The sequence below is a fragment of the Streptosporangium carneum genome (assembly GCF_027922005.1).
In the GTDB taxonomy this organism is placed as follows: Bacteria; Actinomycetota; Actinomycetes; order Streptosporangiales; family Streptosporangiaceae; genus Streptosporangium; species Streptosporangium carneum.
This window is the reverse complement of record NZ_BSEV01000023.1, coordinates 114,944-126,004: the sequence shown is the minus strand read 5'-3', so window position 1 is coordinate 126,004 and position 11,061 is coordinate 114,944. Positions and strand designations below refer to the sequence as shown.

Genomic DNA, 11,061 nt, shown 5'->3' with positions numbered 1-11,061 from the left:
CCGCCAGGCCGGAGGCCTGAATCCGCCAGAGCTCAGCTGAGACGGCCGGCCGGACCACCCGCCCCCCTCCACGCGAACCAAGCCCAGCCCAGAAAACAAAAACCAAAAGACCAAGCACCGCCCGACACCCCCAGCGAACCAAACCTCAGTCCCGTCAGCGAATCCGGCGAACACCCCAAGGAAACACCCGATCAGTCCCCGCCGGAGGACGAACCCCGCCAGGGCACCTGAGGGGAGCGGTAGAAGTCGATGCCCATGGTCGTCCATCGCGGTCCCTGGGCGGCGAGGCGGTGGCGGAAGGCTTCCCAGTCGTGTGACGTCCACGGCGACCAGCCGAGTTCGGCGACGGCGGGCAGCCGGGGGAACGCCATGTACTCGATCTGCTTCTCCGTGCTGATCGTCTCGGTCCACAGCGGCGCCTCGACCCCGAGCACGGCCGAGGCCGGAACGCCGTCGAGATAGGAGCCCGGGTCCCAGTCGTAGGCGTCGCGCACCTCGATGTAGCCCGCCCACCTCTGGCCCGGCACGGTCTCCCGGGTGTACTTCATGTCGAGGTAGGTCTTGTTCGCGGGCGACATGACCACCCGCGCGCCCTGCGACACGGCGCCGGTCACCAGCGGATCGGAGGCGGTCAGGCCCCAGTACTGCGCGACGCGCCCCGGGGAGTGCCGCACCCCGGGTTCGCCGATCTGGTGCCAGCCCATGACCGTCTTGCCCGTCGCGACCGTCAGGGGCTGGGTCCGGTTCATGAACGCGGCGTACTGGTCGAGCGGGGTCGCCTTCGCCTCGTCTCCCCCTATGTGCAGGTAGGGGCCCGGCGTCAGCGCGGCGATCTCGTCGAGGACCTCCTTGACGAAGACGTAGGTGCTCTCCTTGGTCGTGCACAGCGAGCTGAACCCCACGACGGTGCCGGTGTAGAGGGGTGGGGCGACGCCGTCGCAGTTCAGTTCGGCGTAGGAGGCGAGCGCGGCGTTGGTGTGTCCCGGCAGGTCGATCTCGGGGACGATCGTGACGTGCCGTCGCGCCGCGTGGTCGACGATCTGGCGGTACTGCTCCTTGGTGTAGAAACCTCCCGGCCCGCCGCCGACCTGGGTGCTGCCGCCGTGGGCGGTCAGGCGCGGTCTGCTGTCGACGGCGATGCGCCAGCCCTGGTCGTCCGAGAGGTGCAGGTGCAGATGGTTGATCTTGTAGAGGGCGATCCGGTCGATGTACCGCTTGACCGTCTCCACCGGGTGGAAGTGCCGGGCGACGTCGAGCATGGCCCCCCGGTAGGAGAACCTCGGGTGGTCCACGATCCGCGTGCCGGGCGCCGTCCACGGCCCGGGCCTGACGGTGGCGCTCTCGATCTCGGGCGGGAACAGCTGGCGCAGCGTCTGCACGCCGTTGAAGAGCCCCGCGGCCGTCCGCGCGCGGATCACCACCGCGCCCGTGGTCACGTCGAGCCGGTACCCCTCGGAACCGATCACGGGGTCGGCTCCGGTCAACAGCAGGGAGATGCCGCCCCTGGCTCCGGCTCCGGCCGCCGTGACCGGCAACGCGTATCCGGTCGAGGGACGCAGGACACCGGCGAGGTAGGCACCGACCTCCTCCGCCTGGGCCGAACCCGGCTGGGTGAAGATGCGCGTGTCCTTCGACAGCGTGTACGCCGTGCCGGGGACGGGCCGCACCGAGACGGGCACGGGTACGACGCCGTCCGGCGAGGCGACGCCGGACGCCGGGCCGCCGGACCCCGAGGCGGCCTGCTCCGGAGCGGCCCGCCCCGGGGCGGTCGCGCCGGGGGCGAACCAGCCGGGTCCGGCGACCTGCGCCAACCCCGTGCCCGCCACGAGAAGCGAGACGACGGCGAAGTGGGCGAACCGGAAACGTCGCAGGCGATCCAGGACCGGCGGTACGGCGGCACCCATGGCGACCTCGCGTGTTCAAGCGGGCAGGGACAGAGACAGGGGCAGGGCAAAGACTGGACAGGAAATGACAAACGGCGAACAAGCTGAACAACCAGTCAGAACGTATTCAACTGATTGGTAACCCTTGTCGACGGATCGGCCGTCGTCAAGACGAACACCACCCTCATGTCCCGTGGCGGGGAGCGAAGGTCGCCCAGACGTAACCTTCAGGCAACCCCTCGGCCACCCCCTGCCTGTTCGCTGTGATCCATGTCCTGGCCGGAAACCGACGTCGTCGGATCAGACGTCACCGCCCCCGTCACCGTCTACGGCGTCGTGGAGAGGGGGCCGGACGGCGAGCTCGCGCACGAGGGCAACCGTGTCCCCGACATCGTCGCCCTCGACGCCAGGCGTCTGGTGGTCGCCTGGCGGGCCGGACTGCGGGACGCCAGGGATCCCACGCCGACGGACCAGGGCTCCATCATGTACGCCAGGTCGGGCGACGGCGGAGCGACCTGGAAGGTCGGCACGCTGGCCGCGGCGACCGCCGTCCACCGCTACCACTACGTGATGTTCCTCAAGGACGGGGGCACGCTCTACGCGCTGCTCGGGCGCATCACGATCGACAGGGACCGCGACGCGGAGAACGACGTCGACGGCTTTCCTGTCTCGATGGTGGCCAAGAGGAGCTCCGACGACGGCAGGACGTGGACCGACTTCCCCATCACCGTCGACGTTCCCGGCAACTCCAGGGGCGTGGTCGTCGCGGGCAAACCGCTCAGGCACGGCGGGGTGTGGCTGGTGCCGTACTGGCGGCACGCGAGGGGGACGAACAGGGCGGGCGTGCTGCGCTCGGCCGACCTGGTCACCTGGACCTCGGGCGCGCTCGCGGAGAACCCGCCCGGCGTGGTGATCGAGGAACCGCAGATCGCCCCCTCCCACGACGTCCCCGGCACGCTGGTGATGGTGACCCGCGCCCTCGACCTGACCGGCGGAACCTCCGCGGCCGAGCGCGACGCGCACTACCGGACGCACGCCGCCCACTGCGCCACGGCGACCAGCTCGGACGGCGGGCTGACGTGGTCGCCGATGACGCTGGACGCGAACCTGCCCAACTACTACGTCAAGACGTTCTTCTGCGGCGACTCGACTGGCCGCTACCTCGCGATCTACAACACGTTCGCCGGGCCGCTCACCGGGACCTCGGCGAGCAGGCCGGACCAGTACCGAGAGGTCCTGCACTACAAGGTCAAGCGTCCGGGAGAGCCGTGGGAGCCGGGACGCCTCTTCGCCGACGGCCCCAGGCTGACGAAGGGCGCGGCCAGGGGGTGGGACGTCTACCCCAGTGCCGACGAGTACGAACCGGGACGGTTCTTCGTCGTCTGGGAGCACAACCAGACCAACGTCAAGGTGGCCAGACTGGACGTCTCCCGCCCCTTCGGCGGCGGCGACCTGCTCACCGGCGACTGGACGCTGAGCGGCGGCGCGCGGATCAGCGCGGGCAGGATCCGCCTCAGGAGCGCCGACGCCCGGCCGTCCCAGGCCTCCTGCGGCCTCGACATCTCCAGGAGCTGCGACTTCACCCTGGAGTTCAGGGGCAGGGTCGACGACGACAGCGCGCTGGACCCCCGTACGGGCAACGGGGTCTGTCTCGGCGCGAAGGTCTCCAACGGCGCCAGGCGGCTCATGCTGACGGTCCAGCGCAGCGGGGTCTGGACGATGAGGAAGGGCTCCTCCGTCTGGGAGAAGGTCTACTCCCTGGACACCGCGGGGCGGCTCGCCACCTGGAAGGTGAGCGTGGACAGCTCCGGGATCGCCCGCCTGTTCCGCGAGGGCGCGGACACGGGGGCCACCTGGGTCGTCCAGGACAGCAGGGAAAGACCCCAGGTCGCCCACTGGGTGACCGGCACTCCCGGCGGCAACGCCGCCGAGGCGACCGTCGAGTGGACGCGCCTGACTCCCACCCGCCAGGAGCCCGCCGCCCCTCTCCTGTGATCCGCCCGCCGATCTGTCTCCCATAGGCGGCCCCGCCCGCGTCGCACGCGGTAGCTTGGTGGCTGCCACCACAAGGGAAGAGAGATCGTGACCACGTCTATTCATCAGCGGATCGCCGAAGAGCTGGGGGTGCGCGAGCGGCAGGTGCAGGCGGCGGTCGAGCTGCTCGACGGCGGGGCCACCGTGCCGTTCATCGCCCGCTACCGCAAGGAAGCGACCGAGATGCTCGACGACGCGCAGCTGCGCACGCTCGAGGAGCGGCTGCGCTACCTGCGCGAGCTGGAGGAGCGTCGCACGGCGATCCTGGAGTCGATCAGCGCCCAGGGCAAGCTCGACGACGCCCTGGCCGCGCAGATCGCGGCGGCGGACTCCAAGGCCAGGCTCGAGGACATCTACCTGCCCTACAAGCCGAAGCGGCGGACCAAGGCGCAGATCGCCAGGGAGGCCGGGCTCGAACCACTCGCCGACGGCCTGCTCTCCGACCCGTCGGTCGACCCGCAGGCCGCGGCGGCGGCGTTCGTCGGCGAGGGGGTCGCCGACGCGGCCGCCGCGCTGGACGGAGCGCGGGCGATCCTGGTCGAGCGGTTCGGCGAGGACGCCGACCTGGTCGGAGAACTGCGCGAGCGGATGTGGACCAAGGGCCGCCTGGTCGCGGCGGTCCGCGAGGGCAAGGAGGAGGAGGGGGCCAAGTTCTCCGACTACTTCGACTTCGCCGAGCCGTTCGCCAAGCTTCCCTCCCACCGGATCCTGGCGATGTTCAGGGGGGAGAAGGAGGAGGTCCTCACCCTCACCCTGGAGCCCGAGCCCGAGCCGACCGGCACGTACGAGGGGCGCGTGGCGCACCGCTTCGGCATCTCCGACCAGGGAAGGCCGGCGGACAAGTGGCTGGCGGACACGGTGCGCTGGGCCTGGCGCACCCGGATCCTGGTCCATCTGGGCATCGACCTGCGGATGCGCATGTGGCAGGCGGCCGAGGACGAGGCGGTGCGCGTCTTCGCCGCCAACCTCCGTGACCTGCTGCTGGCCGCCCCCGCGGGAAGCCGCGCCACCATGGGCCTCGACCCCGGGCTGCGCACCGGCGTCAAGGTCGCCGTGGTCGACGCGACCGGCAAGGTGCTGGCCACCGACACGATCTACCCCCATGAGCCGCGCAGGCGCTGGGACGAGTCGCTGGCCACGCTGGCCGCGCTCGCCAAGAAGCACGACGTGGAGCTGGTCTCCATCGGCAACGGCACCGCCTCGCGGGAGACCGACAAGCTCGCGGGCGAGCTGGTGAAGCTGGTCCCCGGACTCACCAAGATCGTGGTGTCCGAGGCCGGGGCGTCGGTCTACTCCGCCTCCGCCTTCGCCTCCCAGGAGCTTCCTGGGATGGACGTCTCGCTCCGCGGGGCCGTCTCGATCGCGCGCCGCCTGCAGGACCCGCTGGCCGAGCTCGTCAAGATCGATCCGAAGTCGATCGGCGTCGGGCAGTACCAGCACGACCTCGCGGAGACCAAGCTCTCCCGTTCGCTCGACGCGGTGGTCGAGGACTGTGTGAACGCGGTCGGCGTGGACGTCAACACCGCGTCGGCCCCGTTGCTGACCCGCGTCTCCGGCATCGGCTCCACCCTCGCGGAGAACATCGTCCAGCACCGCGACGCCAACGGCCCGTTCCGCTCCCGCAAGGCGCTCAAGGACGTCGCCAGGCTCGGCCCGAAGGCCTTCGAGCAGTGCGCGGGCTTCCTGCGCATCCCCGGCGGCGACGACCCGCTGGACGCCTCCAGCGTGCATCCGGAGGCCTACCCCGTGGTGCGCCGGATCCTGTCGGCCGGCGGCGGCGACATCACCTCTCTGATCGGCAACAGCACGGTCCTGCGGTCCCTGAGGCCGCAGGACTTCGTGGACGAGACCTTCGGTCTGCCGACCGTCACCGACATCCTGTCCGAACTGGAGAAGCCGGGCCGCGACCCGCGCCCCGCCTTCAAGACCGCGACGTTCAAGGAGGGCGTGGAGAAGCTGTCCGACCTCAAGGCGGGCATGCTGCTGGAAGGGGTCGTCACCAACGTCGCGGCCTTCGGCGCGTTCGTCGACGTCGGCGTGCACCAGGACGGCCTGGTGCACGTCTCCGCGCTGTCGCACAACTTCGTGAAGGACCCGCGCGAGGTGGTCAAGCCCGGCGACATCGTCCGGGTGAAGGTGCTCGACGTCGACATCCCCCGCAAGCGCATCTCGCTCACCCTGCGCCTGGACGACGAGCCCGCCAAGGGCTCGGGCAGGCGCGACCAGACGGGCGGCGAACGCGGAAACGGCGACCGGCGGGAGAACGGCGGCCGCAACGGCAGGCAGGGACGAGGACAGGGGCAGAGGCAGGGACAGGGACAAGGGCAGGGACGGCAGGACCGCGGCGGCCAGCGCGGCGCGCCGAGCGGCGCGATGGCCGAGGCCCTGCGCCGCGCCGGCCTCGACGGCTCCGGCAACGGCCGCTGACCCGGTCACCGCACGCCTTCACCAGGTCAGGCGCCGCCCACGAGCGCCGGTCGGCGCCGCGCAGGCGCTCGCCGTACCGGCGCCGTGGACCGTCCTGAGCCGGTGAGGGCACACGGGTCCCGCCCCCTGGCGGACACCGCGCAGGCACTCGCCGCCTCGGACCGTCCCGAACCGGTGAGGGCACACGGGTCCCGCCCCCTGGCGGACACCGCGCAGGCACTCGCCGTGCCGGTGCCCTGGAGCGTCCTGAACCGGTGAGGGCGCACCCAACCCCGCGATCACCCGGTGACCGCAGGGTTTTCGCGCCGCCGGCTGCGGGCCGGGTCAGGAGAAGTCGGCGGCGAGCAGGCCGAACAGCGCCTCGTCGACGAAGGCGCCCGCCACCCAGGAGAGACCCCTGAGTGTGCCCTCGCGGCGGAAGCCTGCCTTCTCCGCGGAGGCGATCATCGGGGTGTTGGTGGTGAGCGTCTCCAGCCCCAGTCGGTTCAGGCCGCGGATCTGGAAGGCGTAGTAGCACAGCACCCGCAGTGTGTCGGGGGCGAACCCCTGACCTCGCGCCTCCGGCAGCAGTGAGATCCCCAGGTGGGCGTTGCGGTTGTGGGTGTCGACGCCCCAGAGGATGGCCACGCCGAGCAGTTCGCCGTCGGAAAGGGACTCGACGGCGAACTCGACGTTGGCCGGATCGGGCTCCCGCTGCTCGTGGCGGGTGACGACCCGCTCGGTCGGCTCGGGAACCCACGGCACGGTGATCGTGCCCGCCGTCGTCTCCACCTCGTCGTGCATCCGGTGGAGGGCGACGGCGTCGTCTTTGGTCAAGGCTCTCAGCAGGACCCTGTCTCCACGAAGCATGGCCAGAACCCTAGCCGCGAGCCCCCTTCGAAGGACAAGGGTTTTCCGTGCGGCCCGATCAGAGCAGGCGCCTGATGTCGCCGTAGGCGCGGTAGAAACCGCCCCGCGCCGAGTGACGGACGCCTTCGACGAGGTAGCGCGCGCCCGCCTCGCGCACGCCCTTGGGGAACTGCACGTTCCAGCCCTGGTCGTAGCCCTCGCTGATCACCCTGACCCGCAGCCGCTCGCCCTCCCTGAAGCACTCGACGACCACGCCTTCGCCGGGGACGGTGTCCAGCACCACGGTCTCCAGCACGGCGGCCGGTTCGACCACGGCCAGGCTCGCCGCCGCCTTGACGTCGACCGGTTCGGGGACCGTGCCCGCCTGCGCCGCCCTGATCGCCTCCTCGGTCGCGTCGATGCAGGCCAGGGTGCCGTCGGTGGTCACGATGTAGAGGCGGTCGTCGAGGTACTGCATGGAGAAGGCGGAGCCGCAGCCGGTGGCCAGCTTCCACAGGCGCTCGCCGCTCTGGTCGAAGCAGTAGACGGAGGAGTGGTTGTCCCCGGCGAAGACGTAGCGGCCGCCGGGGGCGGTGGCGCAGGAGAAGACCGTGGCGTCGCAGCGGTAGACCGCCTCGGTCGTGCCGTCCTTCTTGCTGAGCCGGTGCACGGCGCCGCGGGCCGTGCCGGCGTAGACCGAGTCCGCCTCCTGCCAGCCGAACAGCACCGCGCCCGCGACGCCGCTCTCCCAGATCGGCGTGCCGTCGGCGGCGTCGTAGCGGGCCACTCCGGTCGAGTGACCGTGGTAGACGGCGTCGTCGTCGCAGCGGACCATCCAGGCCGAGTCGCCCCGCCCCTTGCGTGCCCACTGGAACTCGTCCTCGTGGTCGATGGTGGTGATCCGGCCCGCCCGGTCGGAGACGCCGAGCACGCCGTCGTGGATGTCCAGCCAGTAGATGTCGACGTCCTCGGCGATCTCGTACGCGACCCTGGGCACCTTCCCGCTGAGGTCGTAGACCTTGCCGTCGTCGGCTCCCGCGTAGATCCAGAAGTCGTCGCCGACGATGCACTTCACGCCGTCCGGCAGCCGGAAGCGGCCGGTGACGGTGCCCTCGTGGGTGACGGTGTAGACGTCGCCCCTCTGGTTGCCGACCCAGCAGCGCTCCGAGTCGACGAAGATGCCGAACGCCGCCGCGCCGCTGGCGAAGCGCCACAGCACCGGCGCCTGGGTGGCGGTCGAGCGGACGCTCTCCACGCTGCGCCGGGTCACCGCGCGGCGCTGACGCACTCCGCGCACCGCGGGGGCGTATCCCTTGCGGACCTTCTCCCCGACCTTCTTCGCCGCCGCGGCGGCGGCCTTCTCCTCGGTGGCGAAGGCCGAAATCTTGGTCTGCCCCGGCTCGCCGATCCTGCCGTAGCTGATGGTCACCTGCAGCCCGTCGTGCACGACCTCGTAGAACTTGTGGGAGCTTCCGCCGTCCTCGGACAGCTCCAGGTACGTGCTCCGTGCCGCCATGCCACACCTCTCCATTGATTGACTTTTCGGGAGCGTACGGCAGTAGGCCGACAAATCACGTCTTTTCCTCTGAAGCGCCATCTTTCAATCCGCCAACCACCGCCCCCGGGTCCGAGCCGCCGGATTCGGGCTACCGGATTCGGGCTACCGGGCCACGGAGCCCGCGACAGGGGCGCGCCCGCCGGACAGGCCCGCGCGGGCGGTCCGGGGGAACGGGCGACGGGCGCGCCCGTGGCGGACCCGCAGCACCAGGCCGAGCATCATGAGCACCGCCACCTCGAAGACCACGACCAGCCGCTGGGTCACTCCGGCGGGGATGTCGTCGTTCGTCAGGTCGATCCCGAACATCCGCACCACGTAGGGAGCGACCACCAGCACCAGCACGCCCAGCGAGGCCAGGCTCAGCAGCCGCACGTGCCTGGCGTAGGGGCTGGCGGCGTACCGCCGGGCCAGGATCAGGCCCGCCACCGGCATCGTCAGGAAGGCCACGAACGCCGCGTACCGGTGGATGCCACCGGACATCGACAGCGGCACGCCGGGCTGGTCGGTGGGGAAGGCTCCGATCAGAAGCATGCACAGACCCCAGACCCAGACCAGCGTCGCGGCGCCGCGGTCCTCACCGCGCCGGGCCAGGACGCCTCCGAAAACGGTCGCGCCCAGGGCGAAGAGCGTGAGGGAGACGGGCAGCAGCCAGCCGTCGGGCTCGAACGCGTACTCGCTGATCACGGTGTGCACCGGGTCGAGACCGGTGGCCAGGTGCAGCCCCACCATCGCCACGGCCCCGGCGCCGATCGCCGCGTAGCCGCCGAGGAGCATCGCCGATCCTGAAGAAACCTCACGTCCCATGGCTCAACCATGGCGAGGGGCTTGAGCTGGGAATACCCGAAATGATCCCCAGGCGCCCCTGACAGATCCCGGAGGGACCCCGGGTGAAGGTAGGGCCCGCCTCCGGGGAATGCCCGCCGTACCATGCCTTTGAGCTGGGCGAAGACCACCGACGGTAGGGTCCTCCTCCTCAGGGTCGCGCCCCCGGGATGGAGTGCCCGCCCACCCCGCTTGACCTGGAGCGCACTCCAGGGGGCAGGGTGGTTCGCATGGGGATCGCCGACATGTGTCGCCCCGCGGAGCCGCGCAGGCGGGGGCCGGAGACCTCGGCCGAGCGACGGCGGACGCCGGAGGCCCGCCGGGAACGGGTCAGGACACGGATCACGCAGATCACGCGACTCACCGAGGACCTGGGAGTCCTCGATCACAGGATCGACTTCTACAAGGCACTGGAGCATCAATGAACAGGCGTCGTCTTGGCCGGAAAGGCCCCGAGGTCTCGGCCATCGGGCTCGGCTGCATGGGAATGTCGGAGTTCTACGGCACGGCCGACGAGGCCGAGTCGATCGCGGTCATCCACCGCGCCCTCGACCTCGGGGTCGACTTCCTCGACACCGCCGACATGTACGGCAGAGGCCACAACGAGGAACTGGTGGGGCGGGCGATCAGGGACCGCAGGGACGAGGTGGTGCTGGCCACCAAGTTCGGCATCGTCAGGGGCGAGGGCGCCGAACGCGCCGTCGACGGCCGCCCCGCCTACGTCAGGCGGGCGGTCGAGGCCTCGCTCAGCCGGCTGGGCACCGACCGCATCGACCTGTACTACCTGCACCGCCGCGACCCGAACGTGCCGATCGAGGACACCGTCGGCGCGATGGCCGAGCTCGTCACGGCGGGCAAGGTCGGCCGGATCGGGCTGTCCGAGGTGAACGCGGACACGCTCAGGAAGGCGCACGCCACGCATCCGATCTCCGCCCTGCAGAGCGAGTACTCCCTGTTCACCCGGGGCATCGAGGCGGAGATCCTGCCCACGGCCAGGGAGCTGGGCATCGCGCTCGTCGCCTACTCGCCGATCAGCCGGGGACTGCTGGGCGGCACGCTGGGGCCCGCGGAGCAGCTGCCCGACGACGACTTCCGCAAGCACCTGCCCCGGTTCGCCGGGGAGAACGGAACACGCAACGAGGAGCTCGTCGCCGAGGTCCGCAAGATCGCCGAGGAGGTCGGCTGCACTCCGGCCCAGCTCTCCCTGGCCTGGCTGCTGACCAGGGGCGAGGACGTCATCCCGATCCCGGGCACCAAGCGGCTGCGTTACCTGGAGGAGAACGCGGCGGCGGCCGACGTCACGCTGACCGCCGGGCAGATCGCCGCGCTCGAGGCCGCGGTGCCCGCGGGGGGCGCGCTCGGCGACCGCTACCCGGACATGTCCTCGGTCGAGCTCTGACCTCACGGGGAGCCTCAGCCCTGAGCGGAGGCTCCCCGTTCACCGGCCAACACAAGTCCCTTATCCCTCTCAAGGTGGATTTCACCGACCGCTTGTCCGCTTTACCCTCA

General features: G+C 70.9%; 8 protein-coding genes. 4 read left to right on the top strand and 4 right to left on the bottom strand.

What is annotated here, in order from left to right:
- Positions 1–191: 191 nt before the first annotated feature.
- On the bottom strand, positions 192–1,904 hold the full coding sequence (locus PKF00_RS34275; protein WP_271221863.1) for a beta-N-acetylhexosaminidase: 1,713 nt from the start codon (positions 1,902–1,904) through the stop codon (positions 192–194).
- Between the two features lie 249 nt (positions 1,905–2,153).
- Here PKF00_RS34275 and PKF00_RS34270 point away from each other — a divergent pair, with 249 nt between their 5' ends.
- Together PKF00_RS34270 and PKF00_RS34265 are read left to right on the top strand one after the other, a co-directional pair.
- Entirely contained in the window at positions 2,154–3,878 is a 1,725-nt protein-coding gene (locus PKF00_RS34270) for a sialidase family protein (protein ID WP_271221862.1), read from the top strand.
- Between the two features lie 87 nt (positions 3,879–3,965).
- Positions 3,966–6,344 carry a Tex family protein gene (locus PKF00_RS34265; protein WP_271221861.1) on the top strand — a complete coding sequence of 793 codons (2,379 nt, stop codon included), beginning with the start codon at positions 3,966–3,968 and terminating at the stop codon, positions 6,342–6,344.
- Between the two features lie 324 nt (positions 6,345–6,668).
- Here PKF00_RS34265 and PKF00_RS34260 read toward each other — a convergent pair whose 3' ends face one another.
- The 3 genes from PKF00_RS34260 to PKF00_RS34250 form a co-directional block, all read right to left on the bottom strand.
- Positions 6,669–7,193, bottom strand: a complete 525-nt coding sequence (locus PKF00_RS34260; RefSeq protein ID WP_271221860.1) for a GNAT family N-acetyltransferase — start codon at positions 7,191–7,193, stop codon at positions 6,669–6,671.
- Between the two features lie 58 nt (positions 7,194–7,251).
- Positions 7,252–8,688 (bottom strand): WGR domain-containing protein, encoded by a 1,437-nt coding sequence (locus tag PKF00_RS34255; protein ID WP_271221859.1) that lies wholly within the window; start codon positions 8,686–8,688, stop codon positions 7,252–7,254.
- Between the two features lie 144 nt (positions 8,689–8,832).
- Positions 8,833–9,534, bottom strand: coding sequence for a DUF998 domain-containing protein (locus PKF00_RS34250; protein WP_271221858.1), 702 nt, complete (start codon positions 9,532–9,534; stop codon positions 8,833–8,835).
- A gap of 248 nt (positions 9,535–9,782) precedes the next feature.
- On the opposite strand from PKF00_RS34250, the gene PKF00_RS34245 reads away from it, so the two are divergent.
- Together PKF00_RS34245 and PKF00_RS34240 are read left to right on the top strand one after the other, a co-directional pair.
- Positions 9,783–9,977, top strand: a complete 195-nt coding sequence (locus tag PKF00_RS34245) for a MerR family transcriptional regulator (protein ID WP_271221857.1) — start codon at positions 9,783–9,785, stop codon at positions 9,975–9,977.
- Entirely contained in the window at positions 9,974–10,951 is a 978-nt protein-coding gene (locus tag PKF00_RS34240; protein ID WP_271221856.1) for an aldo/keto reductase, read from the top strand. Before PKF00_RS34245 ends, PKF00_RS34240 begins: the two co-directional genes overlap by 4 nt.
- Positions 10,952–11,061: the final 110 nt, after the last annotated feature.

Coding starts and splice junctions, on each gene's coding strand:
- PKF00_RS34275 (WP_271221863.1), bottom strand. CDS start 1,904: ATGGGTGCCGCCGTACCGCCGGTCCTGGATCGCCTGCGACGTTTCCGG.
- PKF00_RS34270 (WP_271221862.1), top strand. CDS start 2,154: ATGTCCTGGCCGGAAACCGACGTCGTCGGATCAGACGTCACCGCCCCC.
- PKF00_RS34260 (WP_271221860.1), bottom strand. CDS start 7,193: ATGCTTCGTGGAGACAGGGTCCTGCTGAGAGCCTTGACCAAAGACGAC.
- PKF00_RS34255 (WP_271221859.1), bottom strand. CDS start 8,688: ATGGCGGCACGGAGCACGTACCTGGAGCTGTCCGAGGACGGCGGAAGC.
- PKF00_RS34250 (WP_271221858.1), bottom strand. CDS start 9,534: ATGGGACGTGAGGTTTCTTCAGGATCGGCGATGCTCCTCGGCGGCTAC.
- PKF00_RS34245 (WP_271221857.1), top strand. CDS start 9,783: ATGGGGATCGCCGACATGTGTCGCCCCGCGGAGCCGCGCAGGCGGGGG.
- PKF00_RS34240 (WP_271221856.1), top strand. CDS start 9,974: ATGAACAGGCGTCGTCTTGGCCGGAAAGGCCCCGAGGTCTCGGCCATC.